Below are 22,460 nucleotides of genomic sequence, written 5' to 3'. Positions count from 1 at the left end.
TAAAATCCGATGATTATGAAACGATCCGCAGTGATTTTCTGGACAGCAGTTTTTGCGATTCTTCTGCCGACCGCTGTTTATGCCACTGGCACAATCGTCGACGAGATTATCGCGCGCGTCAACAACGACATCATTACGTTTTCCGATTATCAGAAGGCCTTGGACGCCCTGCCGGGCGAAGTGCAGCAAGGCTGCCAGGGATGCGCGCCGGACAAGATCAGCGCCATGCTGGCGACTGAAAAGAAGGACCTCCTGCGCGACTTGATTGATCAGTCGCTGCTCGTGCAGCGCGCGAAGGACCTGAACATCAGCGTCGACACCGACGTCATCAAGCGGCTCGACGATATCCGCCAGCAGAATGGCCTCGATAGCATGGATGCGCTGCAGAAGGCTGTCGAAGGGCAGGGCTATTCGTGGGAAGACTACAAGGACAGCATGAAGAATGAGTTGCTGCGGCAGCGCGTGATTTCAGAACAGGTCGGCTCAAACATCAAAATCGGGCACGACGAAGTTCTGAAGTACTACGACGCACACAAGAACGAATTCGTACGGCCAGAAGAAGTGGATCTGTCGGTGATTTTCCTGAGCACGGAAAACAAGAATCCCACCGAGACGCTCGAAATCAAGCAAAAGGCAGAGAACTTGTTGAAGCGACTGAAAGAAGGGGAAGATTTTGGCGCGCTTGCGAAGCGCTTTTCGGAAGGTTCGACGGCGGCGCAGGGCGGGGAAATCGGCGAATTTCCAAAAGATGAGCTTTCGCCAGCGCTCGCGAAGCTGGTCTTTAGCCTGCATAAGGGCGATGTTACAGACGTGCTTCCGGCCTCAAATGGCATGCAGATTTATCGCGTGAACGAGCATTATGACGCCGGTTTGCAGCCATTGGCGAAGGTTGAGCCGGATGTTGAAAACGCGCTCTATCAGCAGAGAATTCAGCCGGCGTTGCGAAAGTATCTGGACCAGTTGCGCAAGGACAGCTACGTGGTGGTGAAAGCCGGCTATGTTGACGCAGGGGCCGTGGAGGGCGGCAGCGTGATTAGCGAGGCGGCCTATACGGCGGAACAAGCAAAAACCAAGAAGAAAAAGGTCAAGAAAACAACTGACGACGCGGATCAGGACCAAAATCCATGAAATCCGCATTTGTCGCGGACCTTCAGGACGGACAGCCGGTCGCGTCATTTTTTCTGGTCCGTGAGAAGGAAATTCGCACCTCCGCGGCTACCGGAAAATCCTGGCTGCGGCTGGCGCTCGCCGATCGCACGGGAACCATCGAAGCAAAAATGTGGGACAACTTCGCGGATTTGGCGCAGACGTTTGCGCCCGACGACATCGTGCGCGTTCGCGGACGCGTGAAACTGTATCGCGGCGAAAAAGAACTCACTATCGAGCAGATTCAGCCCGCGGCGGAAACGGACTACACATTGGACGATTTCCTTCCGCATACGAAACGGGATGTGGAAAAGCTCTATGCGCAGTTGCGCGAGGAGATCGCTGCGGTGCGCAATCCATGGCTGCGGAAATTGCTGGAAGCATTCGTAGAGGATCCCGATTGCGCGGCGAAACTGAAGCGCGCGCCAGCGGCGATGATGATGCATCATGCGTACCTCGGCGGATTGCTTGAGCATATCGTGAGCTTGTGCGGGTTGGCGAAGCTCGTGGTGCGGCATTACCCGGAAGTAGATGGCGACTTGCTCGTGACGGGAATTGTCCTGCACGATATCGGCAAGACGGAAGAGCTGAGCTACGCGCGCGCGATCAACTACACGACGGAAGGGCAGCTCTTGGGGCACATCGTCATTGGACTGGGGATGGTGCGGCGAAAAATCGATGCGATTCCGGACTTTCCGAAGCCGCTCGCGACGCTCATCGAGCACTTGATCGTCAGCCATCATGGCGAATACGAATTTGGTTCGCCGAAATTGCCCGCGATGCGCGAGGCGGTACTGCTGCATCATCTTGACGATCTCGATTCCAAAATGGCAGCGATGCGCGAAACTTTGAATCAGACGGCAAGCGATGAAGTCTGGAGCGAGCGAAATGCGGCGCTGCGGCGCAATTTGCTGAATGCACCGGCGTTTCTGGCGCCAGGCGAGGCAAGCGCCGAGCCGAAGGCAAAATCCACTGCACAAGGGGCGAGGCCTTCGGGAGGCGCGACGCTTTTCGAGCGCGTTGCGAGCGCGGAGAAGAAAAGATCATGAACAAGGAAGTTGCGAGCACGGGCGGGGACGGACGCGCGGCCAGGCGGCGATCGCTGCTGGAACTCGCCCCGCTGGAACTGGATTGCATGTCCGCGCTGTGGCTGCTGAACCAAGGCACAGTGCGCGAAATTCGCGATGTGCTCGCGCCGCGCCGGCCGCGCGCTTACACAACGATTATGACCATCATGGACCGGCTCGCGCACAAGGGAATCGTCGAGCGCCGCCGCGTCGGGCGCGCGTGGATGTACAGCGCGAATCTCAGCAAGGATGAGGCGCGCGCGCACGCCGTGAAGCAGGTCGTCGACAGTTTTTTCGGCGGCTCGACGGATGCGCTGCTGGCGCAAATCTCGAGCGCGCCTCGTGCGCGATCTGCCGCTGACGAACCCGCGAGCGCGGCCAGCGTTGCCGCTGAAGCCGGCGAACGCTCGAATTAATCGCCATGTTTCCCGCTGAATTGAAAATCCGCGACCTTTCGCTGCGGCCCGCGACGCTGCTTGCGCCGATGGCTGGCGTGACGGACACGGTGTTTCGCCGCGTGATTCGCGGCCTCGGCGGGTGCGGACTGATCATGACGGAATTTACGAGCGCTGAAGGCGTGACGCGCAGCGCGGCGAAGACACTGCGGTATCTTTACTACGACGAGGACGAACGTCCCATCGCGGCGCAGCTTTTCGGTGCGAATCCGGAGGTGATGGCGTCCGCTGCATCGCTGGTGCAGGACCTGGGCTTCGACGAAGTGGACATCAATCTGGGCTGTCCGGCGAAAAAGGTGGTGAAGTGCGGCGGCTCGGGGTTGTTGCGCGATTTGAAACTGCTCGAATCGGTGCTGAAGGCCGTGCGCGCGGCGGTGGAAATTCCGCTGACCATCAAGATGCGCTCGGGCTGGGACGAGAAAAACATTGTTGCCGTCGAAGTCGCGCGCATGGCGGAGGCAGTTGGTGTCGAAGGCGTGGCCGTGCATCCGCGGACGAAAGTGCAGGCGTATTCGGGCCAGGCGGACTGGAGCGTCATCACGCGTGTGAAGCAGGCGGTGAAAATTCCGGTGATCGGCAATGGTGATATTCGCGCGCCGCAGGACGCCGAGCGCATGATTGCGGAGACGGGATGCGACGCGGTGATGATCGGACGGACAGCCGCGACGAATCCGTGGATTTTTCGCCAGATGCAGCAATATTTCGCGACCGGCCAGTACGATGAGCCGGGCGAAGCCGACCGTTATCGGCTGCTTTCCGGTTATTTTCGCAGCTTGATCGACGCCGGAATGCCCGACGCCATCGGCAAAATGAAGCAGTTTTCGTGCTGGTTTACGCACGGCGTGCGCAACGGCGCAGAGTTGCGGCATCAAGTGCATTCATCGCGGACGCCTGAAGAAGTGCTCGAGCGCGTGGAGACATTTTTTGCCGGCGTCGCCGGCGCAGCAAATTAGAACTTCTAGTTTGATCTGAAGCCAACCGAAGAAATCCTTCGCTCAGATAAATCAGGAGTTTTCTTCGGAGAGGAGACGCTTATAGGCTTCGCGTTTCGTCAGGCCGCGCTCTTTTGCGGCAATTTTCAGGGCAGCTTTGCGGTCAATGGACTGCGCTCCGGCAATTTCCGCGACGCGATCGGCGAGCGAAGCGGCGGTGTTCTTCGTGTGAATCGCGTGGTCGGCGGCGGCTTCCGCAGGCGCGATGAGGAGTGTAATTTCGCCGCGCGGCGACTTTTTCTTGAAGGCCGCAATCAGTTCTTCAATGCGGCCGTGCAGAAATTCCTCGTGGACTTTGGTCAGTTCGCGGGCGATAGCAGCGCGGCGATTGCCGAGAATTTCCAATGCGTCGTCGAGAGCAGGGAGCAACCGGTGCGGCGCTTCGTAGAGGACGAGCGTGCGCGGTTCGGAAGAGAGATCCTGCAAGCGGCGGCGGCGCTCGGCGGGACGCGCGGGTAAGAAACCGATGAAAGTGAATTCTTCCGAGGGCATGCCGGAAGCGGCGAGTGCAGCAACAATGGCCGATGGTCCGGGAATCGGAACCACGGGAAGATGATGCCGCAGGCAAAGCGCGACGAGATGGTGGCCCGGATCGGAAATCACCGGCGTACCGGCATCGCTGACGAGCGCCACGCGCGCGCCTTCCTCGATGCGCAACACAAGTTCCGCCGAGCGGGTCATTTCATTGTGCTCGTGGTAGCTTTCGAGCGGCTTGCGAATTTCGAAATGCGCGAGGAGCTTCAGCGTCTGCCGCGTATCTTCGCAGGCGATAAGGTCCACTTCTTTCAGAATGCGCAGGGCGCGGAGGCTGATGTCTTCGAGGTTGCCGATGGGCGTGGCGACCAGGTAGAGACAGCCGCGAGGAGTTTCTGCGCCGGAGGTTCTCATCGCAAAGCGCGCAAGGAAGCGCGACTGCGAGTCTAGCACAGTACAGATACTGCATCGAAACCGCAGCGCTGCGGTGCTTTGGCCGTGATAAGATTTTGAGAGAAGATTGGCGAGAAGATCGGCGAAAAGAGGGCAGGGGACGTGCCGCTTTACGAATACAAGTGCGTGAAATGCGGGCATAGGTTCGAGAAAATCGAGAGCGTCTCAGCCTCGGAAACGAAGAAATGCCCGGAGTGCGGCGCAACGGCCCGCCGAACAATCACGGCGCCTGCGATTCAATTCAAAGGCTCGGGCTGGTATGTGACGGACTACGCGGGGAAGAATTCAGACGGCAGTTCGAAGGAAGGCAAAGGCGCGAAAGAGCCTGTGGAATCGAAGACTGGCGAAACGAAGTCAAGCGAGACGAAGTCCGCCGAAACAAAGACTGCGCCTGCCACGGCATCAAAAGAGCCGGCAAAAAAGAAGAAATGACGGCAGAGGAGCGCGAACTACAGTTTTAGCGATTTCAAATACGCGCGAAAATCGTCGCCGAATTCGGGGTTCTTCATCGCAAATTCGACAGTCGCCTTCAGGAAGCCTAGCTTGTCTCCCGCATCGTAGGTTTTTCCTTCTGTGACCAGCGCCCACAGTCCCTGTTCGCGCGCGAGCGCGCGAAGCGCATCCGTAAGCTGAATTTCGCCGCCGCGGCCTGGCTCGGTGCGTTCCAGGATGTCGAAGACTTCCGGCGGCAGAACGTAGCGGCCAATGACGCTGAGATTCGAGGGAGCTTTGTCCGCCTCCGGCTTTTCGACGAGATCGAACACCTGGCGTAAACGATCGCCCCACTTGCGCTCCGTCGCAGGGCGCGCGTCAACGATGCCATAGAGATGAATGAGTTCGCGCGGCACAGCCTCGACGGCAATCGCACCGACGCCTGTGGCTTCGTATACGTCGCAGAGCTCACGCGTGGCAGCCGGGCGCCCATCGCAAATGACGTCGCCGAGCAAAACGGCGAAAGGCTCGTCGCCGACGAGCTCGCGCGCAACCAGAACCGCATGTCCCAGGCCCAGCGGCTCGCGCTGGCGAATGTAGCTGAAATGAATGTTGGCGCCGACGTCGCGGACGAGATCGGCGCGGCGCGTATCGCCTTTTTCGCGCAGGAAGCGCTCGAGCTCTGGCGAATAATCGAAATGATCTTCGATGGCGTTCTTGCCGCGGCCGGTAACGACGATGATATTTTCGATTCCGGAAGCCGCGCACTCTTCCACGGAATATTGAATGAGCGGCTTATCGACGACCGGCAGCATTTCCTTGGGCTGCGCTTTCGTCGCGGGAAGAAAGCGAGTGCCGAGGCCGGCGGCGGGGAAGACGGCTTTGCGAACGCGTTTGATCTTGTCGGTCATTTCTCCCTCGTTCTTGCTGAAGCGCCGCACGCCAAATTACGTGCGGCAAGAAGAGAAGTCAATCGAATGCGCGGGCGCAAAACGCGCGCATGTGCTTATGCTAACATGGTGCAAGGTATGACTGAGCAGCAGGAAGTGAAAACGCGAATCCTGGGGATCGAATCTTCATGCGACGAGACGGCCGCAGCGGTTGTTGCTGACGGTGTAAAGATTTTGTCGAGCGTGGTCGCCTCGCAAGTGGACATTCACAGGAAATATGGCGGCGTCGTGCCGGAGCTGGCGTCGCGCGAACATTTGCGGCAGATCGTGCCCGTGGTGCGCGAGGCCGTGTCGCAGGCGGGGCTCACGCTCGGCGACGTGGACGCTATCGGTGTGACGCAAGGGCCGGGGCTGGTCGGCGCGCTGCTTGTGGGGTTGACGTACGGCAAAGTGCTCGCGCTTTCGCTCGGCAAACCGCTGATTGCCGTAAACCATCTGGAAGGCCACGTTCACGCCGTGCTGCTCGAGGCTCACGCTGCTGGACGCGCGCCGAAATTGCCGGCCATGTGCCTGATTGTCTCCGGAGGGCATACGCTGCTCTATCGCGTGGAGACACGGCTGAGCGCGGCGGAAAATGGCGCGCGACAGTTTGTGTATGAGCGCATCGGCGGGACGCGCGATGACGCGGCCGGAGAAGCCTATGACAAAGTGGCGAAGATGCTGGCGCTCGGCTATCCCGGCGGGCCGATTATCGACAAGCTCGCGGCGCATGGGAATGCGTCCGCTGTGCGGTTTGGCGCGGCCAAGATGCGCGGCAATCCTTACGATTTCAGCTATAGCGGCATCAAGACCGCGGTGCTTTATTATTTGCGGAAGCGGCCCGAGTTCCAGCCGGAGATCGACGCGCGACAGCAATCCTTGGCGCGCGGTGAACGAAGCGCGGATGCGCTGCGCGCGTTGTCAGGCCAGGCGACGCTCGATTTGATTGCAAGCTTTCAGCACGCCGTCGTGGAGGATTTAGTTGGGCGGACACTGGCGGCGGCGGAACAGTTCGCGGTCGAATCTGTGCTCGTCTCCGGCGGCGTCGCGGCGAATCGCCAGTTGCGCGTGCGGTTTGAAGAAGAATCGCAGAAACGCAGCATGGAAGTGTTCTTTCCAAGCCGCGCGCTTTCGACCGACAACGCAGCGATGATCGCCGCGGCCGCGTATCCGAAGTTTGCAGCCGGCGAACGCGCGGATGCCACGCTCAATGCCCAGCCGAATTTTCCGCTCGGATTTTCGGCGCACGCCAAGCCAGCCGCTCAGTAAACCTGCCGGGTTGTTTCGGAAAGAACTCCGCGTTAGAAGCTACGCGAGGGGGCGTTCGAAGAGATACGCCGTGCCATCTTGCGCTGCAGCGTAGAGCATCTGGCCGTCGTGACTCCAGCACAGGCTGGCGATTCCGTCGGCCCAGCATTCTTCCAGAATTGCGTTTCTCTGCAAATCCGCCACGAAGATGCGGCCGCGCGCGGAATTCTTGAGCCACGAATTGTAGAACGCGCAAAGCGGAAGCGTGGGGTGGCAAACGCAAAGCTCCGCGGCGAAGGGCAGGGAAGCGACGTTTTCATTCGCCACATCCAGAGAGTAGGCCTGGCCGGAAGCGCAGAAAAGAACCAGGCGGCCATCGCTGGACCACGAAAGATCCGTCGTGTGGCCGGTGGTGTCGAATCGAGCGATGGTTTCGAGCGTCGGCACGCGGACGATTGCGATGGTATCGTCCGACCAGTCGCCTTCGAATTCCAGGACCGTCGCCAGGGCTTTTTCGTCAGGACGGAAGGCCGTCGCGCCGAATCCCCAGAATTGCCCTTGATCGCCGGGTTCTTCCTGCGGCGAAGAAAGATCCGGGAAGCTTCCGCTATCGAGCTGGCATAGTTCTTCGAACTCTTCCGGCGAATCTCCCGCCATCCACAGCATCAGCGCGCCATTTTCCGAACCGTCCGATGCCGCGGCGAAATATTTGCCGCTCTCGGCCCAGCAGAGATGCGCGGGAAATACGCGAAAAGGACCGAAACGGCCGGCGGAACGGCCAACGCGCGCATCGAAAAAGTGCAGTTCGGGCTGCCATGTTCCGGACGCACCCACGAGGAATCTCCCCGCAGGGTCCCAGGCAAAAGAACCCGGAAAATCAGGCCGCGCGATGAAAGGTTCGTCGGGAACGCTGATTACCGTCGCTGCGGCGCTGAGTTCGAGATCGGCGATTTCCACGCGCTGGCTCAATTCGCGCGTCGCGGCGGAATATCCCGCCACGTATCCGTGCTTCGAGATGCAGAGATGCGAGTGCGGCCCGGTGAAAGCCTGCTTGATGCTCCAGCGCGAAGTCTGCGGAAACTCGCGCAAGCCGCGCACGACAAGCGGCGACGAGAGAATCGTAATCGCGCCGGGCTGGCTGCGCGTGATCTCGCGCGTTTCGCGTTTGAGGCGCGAGGACATCAGTGCACGCGCCCCGGCGCCAGAATTTCCATGCGTTCCTTCGAATCCGCGATGCGCTTGCGGACTTTTTCAGCCATCTCGGAAAGAAGGTCGCGCCCTTGCTCCTGCGCCTCTTCGACCTGAACTTTCAGCAGATAAAGGTCGGAGCTGAACAGGTTTTGCAGCTCGATTTCGATTTCGCCCAGGCGGTTTTTCATCAGGCTGAGTTTGCGAATCACGCGAACCAATTCCGCGCCCGCGCCGTCGCCTTTCACCGTTTCTGGGCTGGACTCGTACACGTCGAGGACCTTGGCGAGGCGCGCTTCGTCGCCTTTTTGATAGGCTGCGTTGGCCTCGGCCATAAGCTCCTGGCGGCGCGCGCGATCAGCCGTGTCCGTGGTCAGATCCGGATGGATCGCCTTTGCAACTTCCCGATATTTGCGTTTCAGTTCCGGTGACGCCGTGAACTGCTTTGTCTCCTCGGATTCCTTCACGGAAGCTGCACCGCGAGTCTCATTCGCACGAGCGCGGGTCTCTTGAGCGGCGCGCTGCAAGCGTTCATTTTGCGGGTCCTCGGCAGCCATGCGCTCGGCGATTTGCGCGCGAAGCTCATCGAGCTCGGCATAGGGCAAGCCGACGAGTTTCAAATAGCGCCTTTCCAGCGCGCCCAGTTCGCCGCGAAGCGTTGCGAGCCGCAGCTCACATTCCGCAAGCTCCGCTTCTAGCCGTTCCTGCTCGCGGCGCTTGCGCGCAAGCTCGCGCTCTTCGGGCTTTGTGCTCCGCGTTTGTTTAGTCGTCGTCATGGGCGCCGGCCTGTGCCCCAGAGCATGTGTAAGTGCCCAAAGGCGCATAAGGCTGGCAAAGATTTACATTCGCTAGTATGCCTAAGATTTTCAAGGCCGCCACAGAGAGCGAAACAGCCGTTTCCAAAACAAAACAGTCGCCGATAGAACTTTAGTACTACGCGAAAATTGCGCCGCCGTGCATTCGCGCAACCGCGCGATGCTTTTGCGTGATGCCGCCGAATTCTATACAATCGCGCGTTCATGCGTGTGGCCATCGATACCGGCGGAACATTCACAGACTGCGTCTTCGTGCGCGAGGGTGAGCTGCGAATCTTGAAAGTGCTTTCGACGCCGGAAAATCCGGCGCGGGCGATCGCGGATGCGCTGGAAAAGATCGCTGTCGAATCCGACTTGGCAGATGACGGCGCGTTTGAATTGACCTGTGGCACCACGGTGGGGACGAACGCGCTATTGCAAGGCAAAGCGGGGCGCGTAGCCCTTGTCACGACGGCAGGATTTGAAGATGTGCTGGAAATCGGCCGTCAGGCGCGGCCACGACTCTACGATTTTTTCGTGGTCCGTCCCAAACCGCTCGTGCCGCGAGAAAGGCGCTTCGGCTTGAAAGAGCGAATCAGCGCCGAAGGCCGCCCACTTTTCCGCCCAACGCGAGCCGAACTGAAACGCGTGGTCCGTGCAGTCACGAAATCCAATGTCGAAGCCGTAGCCGTATGTCTTCTTTTTTCTTTTGCCAATTCCTCGCACGAGAAGCAAATCGCAAAGCAATTGCGCGCCGTGGGATTTCAAGTGTCCGCGTCGCATGAAATTTTCCCCGAGTTTCGCGAATACGAACGCACGGCCACGACAGTTGAGAACGCGGCGCTATTGCCGGTGATGAGCGCGTACTTGAATGAAATCGATCGTCTGGCGCAGCGCATGAGCCAGCGCGAGCGCAGAAGCGCGAGCGCGCGCGTGCGCGTGATGCAGTCGAGCGGCGGGATCATTTCGGCGGCGGCGGCGGCGCGCGAACCGGTGCGCACAATTCTCTCCGGCCCGGCGGGTGGAGCGCTGGGAGCGCAATACGTCGCCGAGCTCGCCGGTTTCCCGCGCATCATCACTTTTGACATGGGCGGGACTTCCACGGACGTCGCGTTGATTGACGGTCCGCTGCGTATGACGAACGAGTCGGAAGTCGCCGGCCTTCCCGTCGCGGTTCCCATGCTCGACATTCATACCGTCGGAGCGGGTGGTGGGTCTCTCGCGCGGTTCGACCGCGGCGGCGCGTTGCGCGTCGGGCCGGAAAGCGCGGGAGCTGACCCAGGCCCCATCTGCTACGGCCGAGGAACGCGGCCAACGGTCACGGACGCGCATCTGATTCTCGGCCGCATCGTGCCGGAAGGTTTTCTCGGCGGTGAATTCCGTCTGGATAGGCAGCGCGCCAGCGACTGGATGGGCCGCGCGCGCGGCACAATGAGAACGACGGAGCAATTTGCGCAGGGAATCCTCGATGTTGTCGAAACGAATATGGAGAAAGCCATTCGCGTCATCTCCATTGAGCGCGGCTATGATCCGCGCGATTACACGCTCGTCGCATTTGGCGGAGCGGGCGGCCTGCATGCTTGCGGACTCGCGGCAACGCTCGAAATTCCGCGCGTTCTGATGCCGAAATTTCCCGGCGGCCTTTCGGCCCTGGGCATTCTTCGCGCTGACGTGAGCACGGATTTTTCGCGCACGATTTTGCTTGCGCTCCAATCGCTGCAAGATGCGCGCGGGGCACTCCGGAAAGAATTCGCGGCGATCGAAAACCAGGCAGTGAAGGAAATGCGCGGCGAAGGTTTCCCGGCGCAAAAGATCAAAATCGAGCGGCTTCTGGACATGCGTTACGTCGGCCAGGCGTATGAATTGAGCGTCCCGGCGGACGGAGATTTCATTGCCGCATTTCACCGCGCGCATGACAAGCGCTACGGCTATGCCGATGCCGCGCGGCCCGTGGAAATTGTAAATGTCCGCGCGCGAGCCATTGGGTTGACGCCGAAGCCATCCCTCGAAAAAATTCCCAATGACAGTACGGACGCGACCGGCGCGCTCATGGGCGAGAGCGAAGTGTTCTTCGGCGGCAAGCCCGCGAAAACGCGAATTTACGATCGCGCGCGCCTTCGCGCCGGAAATCGCTTGCGCGGCCCGGCGATTGTGGCCGAGTACAGCGCGACGACGGTCGTCCTCCCGGGGTGGAATGTTCGCGCGGACACGTACGGAAACCTGGTCATGGAGCGCGGCACATGAGCTTCGATCCGGTGCGCCTGGAAATTTTCAAAAATCTTTTCCATTCCGTCGCCGAGGAAATGGGCGGCGTGCTGCGCCGCTCTGCCTTTTCGCCAAACATCAAGGAGCGGCGCGATTATTCCTGTGCCGTGTTCGACAGCGCAGGCGAAGTCCTGGCCATGGGCGATCACATGCCCGTGCATTTGGGCTCGATGCCAGCGTCTGTGGATGCCGCGATTCGCGCCATGGAATTGCGACCCGGTGATGTGGCTCTGCTCAACGATCCCTACGCCGGCGGCACGCATTTGCCGGACTTGACCATGGTGATGCCTGTCTATTTGCCGCGCGAACGCAAGCCGATGTTCTACGTTGCTAACCGCGCGCACCATGCCGATGTCGGCGGCGCGCAGGCGGGTTCGATGAGCCTTTCGCGCGAGATTTTTCAGGAGGGTATTCGCATTCCGCCGGTGAAGATCTTCGAAAGCGACCGCATCGTCCGCGACGTTCTGGAATTGATTCTCGCAAACGTGCGCACCAGGCAGGAGCGCGAAGGCGATCTGACGGCACAGGTCGCGGCATGCCGCGTGGGTGAGCGGCGGCTGATCGAGATCGTGCGAAAATACGGCCGCCGCGAAACCAACAGATACGGCCGCCATCTGCTCGACTATTCGGCCAAAATGATGCGCGCCACGCTGCGGCAAATTCCCGGCGGGACCTATCGCGGCGAGGATTTCCTCGATAACGATGGCGTGACGGATGCTCCGATCGCCATTCGCGTGGCGATTCGAATTCGCGGCGATCGCGCGGAAGTTGATTTTACCGGTTCGTCGCCGGAATGCGCCGGCAGTGTGAACGCCGTGAAGGCCATCGCCGATTCTGCCGTGTTTTATGTCTTTCGCTGCCTCGTAGATGACCAGGTGCCTGCGACTTCAGGTTTGCTGCGTCCTATCAAAATCACCGCGCCCGAAGGCACAATCGTTAACGCGCGGCCTCCCTGCGCCGTAGCGGGAGGGAACGTAGAGGCCTCGCAGCGAATCGTCGACACGCTCCTTCGCGCAATGGCGAAGGCTCTGCCGCATCGCATCCCCGCGGCCAGTCAGGGGACGATGAACAATCTGACGTTTGGCGGGCGCGACACGCGGCCGGGCCACAACGGCGAGCCTTTTGCATATTACGAGACGATTGCCGGCGGCATGGGCGCGCGTCCCGATCGCGACGGCGAAAGCGGCATTCATACGCACATGACGAATTCGCTGAACACGCCGATCGAGGTCTTCGAGCATGCCTATCCAGTGCGTGTGCGCCGCTATGGCATTCGGCGCGGTTCCGGCGGCGCAGGGAAATATCGCGGCGGCGATGGCATTGTGCGCGAAATCGAGCTGCTCGTGCCGATGCAAGTCGGAATGCTTTCGGAGAGGCGGCGATTCGGGCCTTATGGATTGGCCGGCGGTGCTAACGGCGCGACGGGCAAGAATGAAGTCGTTATCGGCGGGCGGCGGACGAAGGTCGCGGCGAAAGGCAGTTTCTATGCTCCTGCGGGCGCGATCGTGCGAATCGAGTCTCCCGGTGGTGGTGGTTGGGCAAAATCAGGCGTTAGAAAGCGCAAGAAGTAAACCTAAGTCTGCGCACGAACGCAGGCGACCCAATAGAAAGGCGAGCGCCAGCAAAAGTCGCCAGTTTTCTGCAAATTGACTTTCCGCAGCCGGATAAAAATCCGCTAGTTTTCGGGCTTTTCCAGCGCCTCAGGCATCTGCAAACGAGCTTTCGCGAGAGCGCGAACCAGGTTCGTCTCCATCGCTTGCTCGCTGGTATTGCGCACCGTGGCCAGTTCTGTGACCAGCAAGTGCTTGGCGCGTTCCAGCATTTTCTTTTCGCGGAAAGAGAGCGGCTTGGTGCGGCTCAGGGAAACCAGGCCCTTCAGAACCGCCGCGACTTCCATCAGCGACCCTGTCCGCATGCGCTCGGAATTCTCCTTGAAGCGATGCTTCCAGTCGTGATGCGAAGCGGAGCGGCCCTTTTCGAGGTAACTCATCACGTCACCGGCCTCATTCGACCGGATAACAGGGCGCAGGCCGACGTTGGCAATATTGGCTTGCGGGACCATTACTTTCAATCCACTCGATACGATCTTGAGCATGTAGTAGCGTTCCGAGCGGCCGTCCAGGTAACCGTAACTGATTTGTTCGATAACCCCCACACCGTGGTTCGGATAGACAACTTTTTCGCCCAATTTGAAGTCCATACCGAATGTACCCTCCCCAGTACCTGCATTAAAAATAGTAGGCTTGCGTCAAGGGAAGGTCAAGATTTTCTGCATAAAAAACCTCAATTTTTCCTTGCAATTTGGGCCTGTTTTTGCAGGCGCGATTTGGGACAAGTCGGAGTATACTTATCATTTATGCTTTTGCTCGCGGTTGATACGGCTACCGCAACCGGCAGTCTTGCTGTCCTTCGCGACGGGGCGCTGTTAGGGCTTGTTTCCAGCAATGTCAGCGAAGGCCACTCCACGCGTCTTTTCCGCCATGTGGATTTTCTCCTCGCGGAACTTCAGCTCAAAATGGAGCAATTCGATGTCTTTGCCGTTGCTGCCGGTCCTGGATCGTTCACGGGACTGCGCGTCGGGTTGACCGCGGTAAAGGCATGGGCGGAAGTCTATGCCAAGCCGGTTGTTCCTCTGAACGGCCTTGAAGCCGTGGCCGCGCAGGCTTCGCGATGCGGTCATTGGAAAGAAAATGGCCAGAATGACGATGAATTGCTTGTCGCACCGGTCGTAAGGGCGACTCGCGGACAAGTTTGCGGCGCGCTCTACAATTGCCGTGGGAGTGAGCTAAAAGCAGTGGATCGAGGGCAAGCGTGCTCAGCGGAAGAGTTCCTCGCTTACATTGCCGACCACGCCAAAAATCGCCGCGTTCAGTTCATCTCGCCGGAACCGGAGGTCATTCAAAGCGCTCTTGTGCGCTCGAAGTTTTTCTCCGCTGCAGTTGGCCATGGCGTACTGAAGGCTTCCCCGGTCTTGGCTCCGATTCTCGGTGAACTAGCTTTCCAGTATGCCTCGCGCGGTGAGTTTACCGACGCTCTGCGCTTGGACGCGAATTACATCCAGCGTTCTGACGCGGAACTGGCATGGAAAGGCTGATGAATATCCCGGCAAGCAAAGTTCCTGCTGCTTTGGCGATTACCATTCGCGAGATGCAATCCTCCGATGCGGATTCCGTATTGACAATTCAGACTCAGAGCATCGAAGCCGCGCAGTGGCCAAAAAAAGACTACGAATCGCTCGAACGCGCCGGTTTTCGCGGTTGGGTGGCTCTGGTGGAGGATCAGGTTGCTGGATTTCTTGTCGTGCGGTTAATCGCCGGCGAGGTCGAAATTCTGAATCTTGCTGTCGCCCCTAACATGCGCCGCCGCGGCTTCGGCGAGAGCCTATTGAATGCCGCGATCACCTGGGCTGGACAGAACGGTGCGTCTCGCGCATATCTCGAAGTGCGCCAAAAAAACCACAGCGCCGCGGAATTTTACAAAGCGCATGGCTTTCATGCCATAGGCATGCGGCCAAATTACTATTTTAATCCGCCGGACGATGCCATCCTGCTCGCCGCGTGGGTTAGCCGCTCATGACTTTCTCGCAGCAAACACTTGGCGGCGGTTCGGAAAAGTGGTAGCTTCTGCGCATGTGAACGCAAACTCAAATCAGGAGGGAACCGATGGCCGATTTGGCTCAGGATGTTCCGGGGGACCTGATGTCAACCGACGAAGAGTTTCGCAAGTTAGCCCAGGCTCATTCGCAGTACGAACAGCAACTCACGCAACTGACCCGCCAGACTTACCTAAGTTCCGAAGATATCCTTCTCGAAGCCCAGTTGAAAAAACATAAGCTCCGGCTCAAAGACCAGATGCAACAACTGATCGCGCGACGCCGCAAAGAAATCCCCGCGCGGTAGAGTTTCGCCGCGCCGGGCCAGTTCTAGCGTACAATGCCAGTGCGTCCGGGCGAGGTGCGGACGGCCGAGCATGGTCAGGGAAGGATACAAGTTTGCGTTCCCGCCGCTGATTTTGGGTATTGCGCTCCTGGCGCTCCACTGGTGGTGGGCAGGAATATTGGTCGCGCTCGGCCTTTTTGTGTTGTACTTTTTCCGTGACCCCGAGAGGCAAATCTCCGCCGATTCCGATGCGGTGGTTTCGCCCGCCGACGGTCGCGTCATGGAAATTGTCGATGAGCCGCATAGCGGAAAATCGGGCAAGCGCGTCAGCATTTTTCTTTCGGTTTTTGACGTGCACGTGAATCGCGCGCCGGTTGGCGGAAAAATCGCCCGCATGGAATATACTCATGGCCGTTTTATGGCTGCTTGGAAAGGGAAGGCGTCCGCCGAGAACGAACAGAATCTGATCGCTATCGAAACGCCGGGCGGAGAGATGCACTTTAAGCAAATCGCCGGATGGGTAGCGCGCCGGATTGTCGTTTGGAAAAAGGCCGGCGATGAGGTAAAGATTGGCGAGCGCGTGGGCATGATTCGCTTCGGTTCGCGCGTGGATATCTGGCTTCCGGCAGATGGCGAAATTCTGGTTCAGTGCGGTCAGCATGTGGCAGGCGGCGCGACGCAGCTGGCGCGATGGCGCTCATCGAAATGAACTCGATGGACTTTGAGATGACAGAACCGCGAACTGCGCGCAACCACAAATTGCGCCGCGGCGTATATGTCTTGCCCAGTTTTTTCACCGTACTGAACCTGCTTTGCGGTTTTTACGCTGTTCTCGAGACTCTCGGCGGCGGCGCGAACGACATGGACAACGCTGCGCGCGCCATCGGCGCCGCAATTGTCTTCGATGCCCTCGACGGTCGCATCGCGCGCGCCACGGGCACGAATTCAGAGTTCGGAAAACAGTTCGATTCCATTGCCGATGTCGTCAGCTTCGGCGTCGCGCCGGCGTTTTTGGCATTTGGCTGGGGCGTAAAGGGAGTTGTGACCGGCAATTCCGTCATCGCGCCGCACATCGTGCAATTGGGATGGCTGGCCTGTTTCGCGTTTTTGGTCTTCTGCGGCTGGCGATTGGCGCGCTTCAATATTGGCATGGCCGGCGGTTCGAAATACTTCGTGGGCCTGCCCACTCCCGCTGCGGCCGGCGCGATCGCTGCTGTTGTCCATGCCATGTGGAATCCCATCGAAGACTGGCGCAAGTCGCTGGTCTGGGCTCTTCTCGTGTTGATGCTGGCATTTTTGATGGCCAGCAAGGTGCGCTACTACAATTTCAAGGGCGTCAATTGGGGCCGCCGCCGGACGTCGCTGGCCGTTGTCGGCATGGCCTTGATCGTCGCCGCCATCTTCCGTTATTCCGAAGTGACCCTCCTGACCATAGCCACGGTTTATGTCCTTCATGGAATTGTCATCGAGATCCTTCGCAAGCTGCGCCTTCGTTCTTCATCTGCTCAAGCCGCCTGACATGCCCGCCGAAAATCGCCCTCTTCGAATCGCCATCGTCGGAGCGTCTTCGCTGCGCGGCAAAGAACTGAAGCTGGTTGTCGAGGAGCGCGATTTTCCCGGCGCTGATATTTCTTTGCTCGATACTTCGCTGCCTCCGGGGACGCTTGCCGAGGCTGCCGGCGAAGTTACATTCGTCAAGCCCATGGAGCCGGACAGCTTCGCCGGCGCCGATATCGTTTTTTTCGCTGGAACCGGCGAGGAAGCGCGCGCCAATTGGAAGCTGGCTCACGATTCGGGTGCTTCCATAATCGATTTGACCGGTGCGCTCGAAAGCGTCGCCGGCGCCGCTGCGTGGATTCCGGAAATGGAGACGCTCCTGCCTCCGCCGGAGCCGAAAGGAGGCAGGCCCGCGCCTCAAAAAATCTATTCTTCACCGCCGCCGGCTGTGCTCATCGCCTGTGCGCTCGCCGCCGCTCTTCAGGATTCCAAGCCCTCGCGGCTGGCGATCGTTTTTTTTCCGCCGGTCTCGGAACGCGACCAGCGCGGCGTGGACGAGCTTGAAAAGCAAACCGCCGACTTGCTGATGCTGCATCCATTTTCGCAGAGCGTATTCGATACTCAGATTGCCTTCAACTTGCTCGCCGGATATGGCGAAGCCAGCCGCCCGAGCCTCGTAGAAATGCGCTCCGAGATTGCCAAACGCATCGCCGCATATCTGAGCGGGCGTGCTTTGATTCCCGCCGTGCAACTGATTCAAGCGCCTGTTTTTTATGGCTACGCGTTTTCAGCCTATGCGGAGTTTGCCGCTCCGTTGGACGCGGCGAAAATCGAGAAAGCGCTCGTGGGAGTGGGAATTCATCTCGCCGCAAAAAATGACCCGAGCCCAACAAACGTTAGCGTCGCCGGCGAAGAGAGGATTCAACTGGCGCGTGTCGAGCGCGATGCAAACGTGCCGGCGGGAATCTGGCTTTGGGGCGTTGCGGACAACCTGCGTCTCGCAGTCGTGAATGCCGTGCGTATCGCCGAGGAACTTCTTGCGCCGAAGATTTGAATTCGGAAGTTGGCGCGTGAGATTGCTCGCTGCTGTCGTTCCGTGTATTTTTTTTGTGGCCAGCGGATGCGGATATCATGTCATTGGCCGCGGCGGCCAGTTGCCGGCCGAGTGGCAGACACTGGCCGTTCCCATATTCACGAATCAGACGCCTGCCTACCGCATCGAGCAGCGCGTCACCAATGCTGTGATTCACGAGCTGCTGGTGCGCACGAAATATCGCGTGGTTCCCAGCCCTGCTGGCGCGAATGCCGTGCTCCGCGGCGACATCACGGATATCGAAGTTGTGCCTCTGCTTTTTGACGCATCTTCCGGCCACGTCACGACATTTTTGGTGACATTGAAGCTGAAAGTGAATCTCGTGGATGAATCGGCGAAAAAAAGCATCTATCGCAACAATAATTTCATATTCCGCGACGAATATCAGGTCTCCAACGACGTGAATGCGCTTTTTCAGGAAGAGGACCCGGCGTTTGAGCGCATGTCGCGCAAATTCGCTTCGGATTTGGTTTCCGCATTGCTCGAGGGTTTCTGATGCCGCAAGCGACGCTCGAAAATCTGCTGCAGCGAATCGCGAAGGGCAAAGCGATTCCGGCTGTCGCACTGATGGGCGCGGATCCGTATCTCCGCGACCGCTGCCGCACCGCTTTCATCGAGGCATTCGTTCCGCAGGCGGCGCGCGATTGGGCCGTGGCGAAAATTCCTGCAAGAGGCGGCGGCTGGCGCGAAATGCTCGACCGCGCGCAGACCGTCCCGATGCTTTCCCCGCATCAGATTGTGATTCTCGAAAATGCGGAAGACCTCGAACAGGGCGACGACAAAACCGTCGAGATGATTATCGGCGAGATGGAAGCCTACTTGAAAAATCCCGCGCCATTTTCAATTGTCATTTTCGAAGGCCAGCTCGACCGCAGGCGCAAATTCTACAAAATTCTCTCCGAACATGCGCTTGTCGTCGATTTGTCCGTTGCGGATCAGGACCTCGCCACGCTGACGATGGATATGGCGCGTGAACTGGCCGCGCAAATTGATCCACGCGCCGCTGCGGAACTCGCCGTCGCGGTCAACGGAGAACCGGCGAAAATTCGTGTCGAGCTCGAAAAGCTTTCGCTCTATGCGCTGGGACGCAAGATCGAAATCGCCGACGTGGATGCGCTGGTCGTTTCTGCGAGAAAATTTACCGTGTGGAAACTGGCGGAAGTCTTTGCCGCGCGCGATCGCCGCGCGGCCATGGAATTCCTCGATGCATTATTGCGCGAAGGCGAGCAGCCCGCCGGAATCGTCGGCGCTCTGGCGTGGATGTACCGCAAGCTGATCGAAGCGCGCGAAATCCCGGCCGGAACGAATCAATTTCAAGCCGCGCGAGAGTTGGGCATGCATCCGGACACTGCAGCTATCGCGCTAGCGCAATGCCGCAAAATTCCCAGGGAACAATTACTGGCAGGAATCGTCGCTCTTGCCGAAGCGGACAGCGCCTTGAAATCTGGCGGGCCGAATCCGCGCGCCATGCTCGAATTCCTGATCGCCCGGCTGACCACCACGCGCGCCGGAGCTGCCGCCTAGGATTTCTTCTGCTGGCGCAAACGGTTCAACGCGAGGGTCAGCCGCGATTTGTGCCGGTTCGCCGTATTGCGCGGCAGGGAGTGATTCTTCACCGCGCGATCCAGCTCCGAAAACGTCTGCGGGACGAGCTTTTCCGTCTTCGCTGCGTCTCCAGACGCCAGCGACGCGCGAAACTGGCGAATCGCCGTGCGCACGCGCGTGCGGTTCGCGCGATTCACGATCGTGCGATGCTCCGTCTGCCGCATATTTTTGAATACTGACTTGGACCTCTTCTTTTGCTTGACTGGCGTGCCCTGCGGCATTCAGCGTTCCTCCAAAGATAAAATCGAATTATCAAGAGTAACGGACGTGCTCACCTTTGTCAATTTCGGGAATCCAACCGCACAGGAATCATTTCCAATCAAGTCGAAACGGACCAGGCCGGGGGCGAATCTAATCCGTTGACGCAGTGCTGCCTGGGGGGCGAGCATGGTCTTGCAAGACCTGAAATACGCGGGCCGTATCCTTCGCAAGAGTCCCATCTTCACGCTCACCGCCGCCCTGACGATTGCCCTGGGCGTCGGCGCGAGCACAGCAATCTTCAGCGTGATGAATGCCGTGATCTTGAAGCCGCTGCCGTATAAGAATCCCGATCAGCTTGTCGTCGCATGCAGCGACATGACCGTTCGCCACGTCCGCGACTTCCCGTTTTCCAACGAGGACTACATTGATCTGCGCGATGGCACGAAAAATGTCTTTCAGGATATGGGCGGAGTTTTTACCTTTAACCTCACTCTGCCGCAAGAGGACGGCACGCCACAGCAGGTTCGCACCGCGATAGTCACTACAAATTTCTTTGATCTGATGGGCGCGAGGATTGTCCAGGGCCGCGATTTCACGCCGCAGGATGGCCTCCCGCAGCCTCCGCCGCCCGCTCCGGGCGCGGCGCCGGCGGGTACTCCTCCGCCTCGTCTGCCCGCGATGGTCATCCTCAGCTATGAATATTTTCAGCAGCGCTACGGCGGTAATCCCGCAATCATCGGAACCATCATTCATACGCCCGGCCAGTTCGCGCCCGTGATTGTCGGAGTCCTCGCTCCTCATTTCCGTTTGTATTTTCCGCCGGAGGCCGAGACGGAAACCGACCCTCAAATCTGGGTCGCCAATCGCTTGAACTACGGTAACGCCAATCGCAATTCGGTCTCGATTCACGCGGTCGGTCGGCTGAAAGATGGCGTGTCTCTCGCCGCAGCGCAAATCGCCGCGGACAATGTGGCTGCCGAAGCGCGCAAAAATTTCCTGATTGAGCGTACAGCAGGGTATGCCATCCGCGTGGAACCCATGCGCGCGCATCTTGTCTCCGAAGTTCGTCCAACGATTCTGGCGCTCATGGGCGCGGTGATTTTCCTGCTGCTCATCGCGTGCGCCAATGTCGCTAATTTGCTGCTCGTGCGCGCTTCATTGAGGGAGCGCGAACTCGCCGTACGTTCGGCTATGGGCGCAACGCGCTGGCATCTCTCGCGCCAGATGCTGACCGAGGCTTTTTTGCTCGCGGCGCTGGGCGCTTTGGGAGGACTTGTCCTTGCCTGGGCGGGGATTCAGGAATTGCTTGCGCTCGCTCCGGCGAATCTGCCTCGTGTGGATACGATTCGCATCGATGCGCCTGTGCTCGGCTTTACCGTCCTCGCCGCGCTGGTGGCCGCAGCCATTTTCGGCATGATCTCGGCATGGCGCGCTTCGCGGCCGAATATAATCACGCTGCTGGGCGGCAGCAGCCGCAACGAAGGCCTCACGAGCGGAGGTCTTCTGCGCAAGCTCGTCGTCGTCGCCGAAGTCGCGCTTTCATTTGTGCTGCTCGTTGGCTCCGGTTTGATGATTCGCAGCTTCCGCGATCTCCAGAATATCAATCCCGGCTACGACGCCCATGGCATGCTCACGTTCACGCTGCTGGGGAACCTCGGGGGGAACACGCCCGATTCCCGCGCCGCCGCAGTCAGAGAAATCCAGCAACGCCTGCAGGCGATTCCTGGCGTCGAGAGCGTGACTGCTTCCTCTCCATTTCCTTTGGACGGATTATTTTCTCCCATCCGGTGGGGCAATCTCGATGCAGGCGCTGATGCCAGCAAATTTCAGGCCACGGATTTTCAGTTTGTTCTTCCGGGCTACTTCGAAGCGATGCACATTCCGCTTCTCGCGGGCCGTACGTTCACGGATGCCGACAATACACCGCTTCCCAACGGGGCGCTGCGCAATCCGGCGCCGGGCGCAGTCATTCCCGGCCGCAAAGTTGTAGTCATCGATGAAGAACTGGCGAAGAAGGCTTTCCCCGATGGCTCGGCTGTCGGCAAGCAGATTCTGATTCGCGTTCGCACGCCGGAAGCGGAACCCGTCGAGGTCATTGGTGTTGTCGGACACACGCGCGATGAGTCGCTCAGTGTTCCCGGTCGCGAGCAGGTCTACTTTACGGATTCATTCGTCGGTTCAGGGGCCGTCGGCGAATGGGCGATTCGCTCGAATGGCAATGTCGAGAGATTCGCGGGCCAGGTGCGCGCGGCGATCAAGGCCATCAACTCGCAGTTGCTCGTCAACCAGATGCTGCCCATGACCGCGGTAGTGGAAAAGGCGCAAGCGAGCACGCGTTTTTCTCTGCTGCTCATCGGAGTCTTCGCGATAATCGCAGCTCTGCTCGCGGGCGTGGGCCTTTATGGTGTGCTCTCGACCGTCGTGCGCCAGCGCACGGCGGAAATCGGCGTGCGCATGGCCCTCGGCGCGCAGCCGTCGAGAATTTTCAAATTGGTCGTCGGGCAAGGCCTTCAGTTGACGGCTGTCGGCATTGCGGCGGGCTTGTTTGCCGCCGCGGCACTCACGCGTCTGATGACCTCGATGCTGATCGGCGTGAAGCCCACCGACCCGGTTACTTTCGTTGCCATGGTGGTTCTATTTTTCCTGATTGCCGGCATTGCATCTTGGATGCCCGCTTGGCGCGCCGCGAGCGTCGACCCCAATACCGCATTGCGCCAGCAATAGCGACTCTGCCTGCGTGGGA

Annotated in this window: 23 protein-coding genes; 17 read left to right on the top strand and 6 right to left on the bottom strand. The window is 59.3% G+C overall.

Features of this window, described 5'->3' with window-relative positions; all coding sequences use genetic code 11:
* The first annotated feature begins 15 nt into the window (after nt 1–15).
* The 4 genes from VGR81_05775 to dusB are packed head-to-tail and all read left to right on the top strand — an operon-like array spanning nt 16 to nt 3,621.
* Nucleotides 16–1,128 carry a peptidylprolyl isomerase gene (locus VGR81_05775; protein ID HEV2288447.1) on the top strand — a complete coding sequence of 371 codons (1,113 nt, stop codon included), beginning with the start codon at nt 16–18 and terminating at the stop codon, nt 1,126–1,128.
* Entirely contained in the window at nt 1,125–2,195 is a 1,071-nt protein-coding gene (locus VGR81_05770) for an OB-fold nucleic acid binding domain-containing protein (GenBank protein HEV2288446.1), read from the top strand. The genes VGR81_05775 and VGR81_05770 overlap by 4 nt, the downstream gene beginning before the upstream one ends.
* Nucleotides 2,192–2,629, top strand: coding sequence for a BlaI/MecI/CopY family transcriptional regulator (locus tag VGR81_05765; GenBank protein HEV2288445.1), 438 nt, complete (start codon nt 2,192–2,194; stop codon nt 2,627–2,629). The genes VGR81_05770 and VGR81_05765 overlap by 4 nt, the downstream gene beginning before the upstream one ends.
* 5 nt (nt 2,630–2,634) lie before the next feature.
* A complete protein-coding gene (gene dusB, locus VGR81_05760) occupies nt 2,635–3,621 on the top strand; it encodes a tRNA dihydrouridine synthase DusB (protein HEV2288444.1) in 987 nt (328 codons plus the stop codon).
* Between the two features lie 51 nt (nt 3,622–3,672).
* On the opposite strand, the gene rsmI is transcribed toward dusB, so the two are convergent.
* Complete coding sequence (gene rsmI / locus VGR81_05755) at nt 3,673–4,548, bottom strand: 16S rRNA (cytidine(1402)-2'-O)-methyltransferase (protein HEV2288443.1); 876 nt, start codon at nt 4,546–4,548, stop codon at nt 3,673–3,675.
* Between the two features lie 141 nt (nt 4,549–4,689).
* Here rsmI and VGR81_05750 point away from each other — a divergent pair, with 141 nt between their 5' ends.
* Entirely contained in the window at nt 4,690–5,019 is a 330-nt protein-coding gene (locus VGR81_05750; protein HEV2288442.1) for a zinc ribbon domain-containing protein, read from the top strand.
* Between the two features lie 17 nt (nt 5,020–5,036).
* On the opposite strand, the gene galU is transcribed toward VGR81_05750, so the two are convergent.
* Nucleotides 5,037–5,930, bottom strand: a complete 894-nt coding sequence (gene galU / locus VGR81_05745) for a UTP--glucose-1-phosphate uridylyltransferase GalU (protein ID HEV2288441.1) — start codon at nt 5,928–5,930, stop codon at nt 5,037–5,039.
* Nucleotides 5,931–6,065: 135 nt separating this feature from the next.
* Between galU and tsaD the strand changes: the two genes are divergently transcribed.
* Nucleotides 6,066–7,217: a tRNA (adenosine(37)-N6)-threonylcarbamoyltransferase complex transferase subunit TsaD gene (gene tsaD / locus VGR81_05740; protein HEV2288440.1), complete on the top strand. Its 1,152-nt coding sequence runs from the start codon at nt 6,066–6,068 to the stop codon at nt 7,215–7,217.
* A gap of 39 nt (nt 7,218–7,256) precedes the next feature.
* Here the strand turns inward: tsaD and VGR81_05735 are convergent, their stop codons facing one another.
* On the bottom strand, nt 7,257–8,378 hold the full coding sequence (locus tag VGR81_05735; GenBank protein ID HEV2288439.1) for a WD40 repeat domain-containing protein: 1,122 nt from the start codon (nt 8,376–8,378) through the stop codon (nt 7,257–7,259).
* Nucleotides 8,378–9,160, bottom strand: a complete 783-nt coding sequence (locus tag VGR81_05730) for a hypothetical protein (GenBank protein HEV2288438.1) — start codon at nt 9,158–9,160, stop codon at nt 8,378–8,380. Before VGR81_05730 ends, VGR81_05735 begins: the two co-directional genes overlap by 1 nt.
* Nucleotides 9,161–9,409: 249 nt before the next feature.
* On the opposite strand from VGR81_05730, the gene VGR81_05725 reads away from it, so the two are divergent.
* Nucleotides 9,410–11,422 (top strand): hydantoinase/oxoprolinase family protein, encoded by a 2,013-nt coding sequence (locus tag VGR81_05725; GenBank protein HEV2288437.1) that lies wholly within the window; start codon nt 9,410–9,412, stop codon nt 11,420–11,422.
* Nucleotides 11,419–13,014, top strand: coding sequence for a hydantoinase B/oxoprolinase family protein (locus VGR81_05720; protein ID HEV2288436.1), 1,596 nt, complete (start codon nt 11,419–11,421; stop codon nt 13,012–13,014). The genes VGR81_05725 and VGR81_05720 overlap by 4 nt, the downstream gene beginning before the upstream one ends.
* A gap of 104 nt (nt 13,015–13,118) precedes the next feature.
* Here the strand turns inward: VGR81_05720 and VGR81_05715 are convergent, their stop codons facing one another.
* Entirely contained in the window at nt 13,119–13,643 is a 525-nt protein-coding gene (locus VGR81_05715) for a CarD family transcriptional regulator (GenBank protein HEV2288435.1), read from the bottom strand.
* Between the two features lie 156 nt (nt 13,644–13,799).
* Here VGR81_05715 and tsaB point away from each other — a divergent pair, with 156 nt between their 5' ends.
* The 8 genes from tsaB (at nt 13,800) to holA (ending at nt 19,435) form a co-directional block, all read left to right on the top strand.
* Nucleotides 13,800–14,537: a tRNA (adenosine(37)-N6)-threonylcarbamoyltransferase complex dimerization subunit type 1 TsaB gene (gene tsaB / locus VGR81_05710; GenBank protein HEV2288434.1), complete on the top strand. Its 738-nt coding sequence runs from the start codon at nt 13,800–13,802 to the stop codon at nt 14,535–14,537.
* Nucleotides 14,537–15,019 (top strand): ribosomal protein S18-alanine N-acetyltransferase, encoded by a 483-nt coding sequence (gene rimI / locus VGR81_05705; protein ID HEV2288433.1) that lies wholly within the window; start codon nt 14,537–14,539, stop codon nt 15,017–15,019. The genes tsaB and rimI overlap by 1 nt, the downstream gene beginning before the upstream one ends.
* A gap of 86 nt (nt 15,020–15,105) precedes the next feature.
* The gene (locus VGR81_05700) at nt 15,106–15,342 is read left to right on the top strand and encodes a YdcH family protein (GenBank protein ID HEV2288432.1); all 237 of its coding nucleotides are present in this window, start codon (nt 15,106–15,108) and stop codon (nt 15,340–15,342) included.
* A 70-nt stretch (nt 15,343–15,412) separates the two neighbouring features.
* Nucleotides 15,413–16,030 (top strand): phosphatidylserine decarboxylase family protein, encoded by a 618-nt coding sequence (locus tag VGR81_05695; GenBank protein ID HEV2288431.1) that lies wholly within the window; start codon nt 15,413–15,415, stop codon nt 16,028–16,030.
* Nucleotides 16,012–16,839 (top strand): CDP-diacylglycerol--serine O-phosphatidyltransferase, encoded by an 828-nt coding sequence (pssA, locus tag VGR81_05690; GenBank protein ID HEV2288430.1) that lies wholly within the window; start codon nt 16,012–16,014, stop codon nt 16,837–16,839. The genes VGR81_05695 and pssA overlap by 19 nt, the downstream gene beginning before the upstream one ends.
* Nucleotide 16,840: 1 nt before the next feature.
* Entirely contained in the window at nt 16,841–17,872 is a 1,032-nt protein-coding gene (locus VGR81_05685) for an Asd/ArgC dimerization domain-containing protein (GenBank protein ID HEV2288429.1), read from the top strand.
* A gap of 16 nt (nt 17,873–17,888) precedes the next feature.
* Nucleotides 17,889–18,407: an LptE family protein gene (locus tag VGR81_05680; GenBank protein ID HEV2288428.1), complete on the top strand. Its 519-nt coding sequence runs from the start codon at nt 17,889–17,891 to the stop codon at nt 18,405–18,407.
* A complete protein-coding gene (holA, locus tag VGR81_05675) occupies nt 18,407–19,435 on the top strand; it encodes a DNA polymerase III subunit delta (protein ID HEV2288427.1) in 1,029 nt (342 codons plus the stop codon). The genes VGR81_05680 and holA overlap by 1 nt, the downstream gene beginning before the upstream one ends.
* On the opposite strand, the gene rpsT is transcribed toward holA, so the two are convergent.
* Nucleotides 19,432–19,737, bottom strand: coding sequence for a 30S ribosomal protein S20 (gene rpsT / locus VGR81_05670; protein ID HEV2288426.1), 306 nt, complete (start codon nt 19,735–19,737; stop codon nt 19,432–19,434). The two genes, holA and rpsT, sit on opposite strands and share 4 nt — an antisense overlap.
* Before the next feature lie 166 nt (nt 19,738–19,903).
* Between rpsT and VGR81_05665 the strand changes: the two genes are divergently transcribed.
* Nucleotides 19,904–22,441: an ABC transporter permease gene (locus VGR81_05665; GenBank protein ID HEV2288425.1), complete on the top strand. Its 2,538-nt coding sequence runs from the start codon at nt 19,904–19,906 to the stop codon at nt 22,439–22,441.
* Nucleotides 22,442–22,460 lie beyond the last annotated feature (19 nt).

The sequence above is a fragment of the Candidatus Acidiferrales bacterium genome, assembly GCA_035934015.1.
In the GTDB taxonomy this organism is placed as follows: domain Bacteria; phylum Acidobacteriota; class Terriglobia; order Acidiferrales; family UBA7541; genus DAHUXN01.
The sequence above is the reverse complement of the archived record's forward strand: the minus strand, read 5'-3'. Positions and strand labels throughout refer to the sequence as shown.

Bases quoted from the DNA above. Each gene is read 5' to 3' on its own strand.
- VGR81_05775 (HEV2288447.1), top strand. From the start codon at position 16: ATGAAACGATCCGCAGTGATTTTCTGGACAGCAGTTTTTGCGATTCTT.
- VGR81_05770 (HEV2288446.1), top strand. From the start codon at position 1,125: ATGAAATCCGCATTTGTCGCGGACCTTCAGGACGGACAGCCGGTCGCG.
- VGR81_05765 (HEV2288445.1), top strand. From the start codon at position 2,192: ATGAACAAGGAAGTTGCGAGCACGGGCGGGGACGGACGCGCGGCCAGG.
- dusB (HEV2288444.1), top strand. From the start codon at position 2,635: ATGTTTCCCGCTGAATTGAAAATCCGCGACCTTTCGCTGCGGCCCGCG.
- rsmI (HEV2288443.1), bottom strand. From the start codon at position 4,548: ATGAGAACCTCCGGCGCAGAAACTCCTCGCGGCTGTCTCTACCTGGTC.
- galU (HEV2288441.1), bottom strand. From the start codon at position 5,930: ATGACCGACAAGATCAAACGCGTTCGCAAAGCCGTCTTCCCCGCCGCC.
- VGR81_05735 (HEV2288439.1), bottom strand. From the start codon at position 8,378: ATGTCCTCGCGCCTCAAACGCGAAACGCGCGAGATCACGCGCAGCCAG.
- VGR81_05730 (HEV2288438.1), bottom strand. From the start codon at position 9,160: ATGACGACGACTAAACAAACGCGGAGCACAAAGCCCGAAGAGCGCGAG.
- VGR81_05720 (HEV2288436.1), top strand. From the start codon at position 11,419: ATGAGCTTCGATCCGGTGCGCCTGGAAATTTTCAAAAATCTTTTCCAT.
- VGR81_05715 (HEV2288435.1), bottom strand. From the start codon at position 13,643: ATGGACTTCAAATTGGGCGAAAAAGTTGTCTATCCGAACCACGGTGTG.
- tsaB (HEV2288434.1), top strand. From the start codon at position 13,800: ATGCTTTTGCTCGCGGTTGATACGGCTACCGCAACCGGCAGTCTTGCT.
- rimI (HEV2288433.1), top strand. From the start codon at position 14,537: ATGAATATCCCGGCAAGCAAAGTTCCTGCTGCTTTGGCGATTACCATT.
- VGR81_05700 (HEV2288432.1), top strand. From the start codon at position 15,106: ATGGCCGATTTGGCTCAGGATGTTCCGGGGGACCTGATGTCAACCGAC.
- VGR81_05695 (HEV2288431.1), top strand. From the start codon at position 15,413: ATGGTCAGGGAAGGATACAAGTTTGCGTTCCCGCCGCTGATTTTGGGT.
- pssA (HEV2288430.1), top strand. From the start codon at position 16,012: ATGGCGCTCATCGAAATGAACTCGATGGACTTTGAGATGACAGAACCG.
- VGR81_05685 (HEV2288429.1), top strand. From the start codon at position 16,841: ATGCCCGCCGAAAATCGCCCTCTTCGAATCGCCATCGTCGGAGCGTCT.
- holA (HEV2288427.1), top strand. From the start codon at position 18,407: ATGCCGCAAGCGACGCTCGAAAATCTGCTGCAGCGAATCGCGAAGGGC.
- rpsT (HEV2288426.1), bottom strand. From the start codon at position 19,737: ATGCCGCAGGGCACGCCAGTCAAGCAAAAGAAGAGGTCCAAGTCAGTA.
- VGR81_05665 (HEV2288425.1), top strand. From the start codon at position 19,904: ATGGTCTTGCAAGACCTGAAATACGCGGGCCGTATCCTTCGCAAGAGT.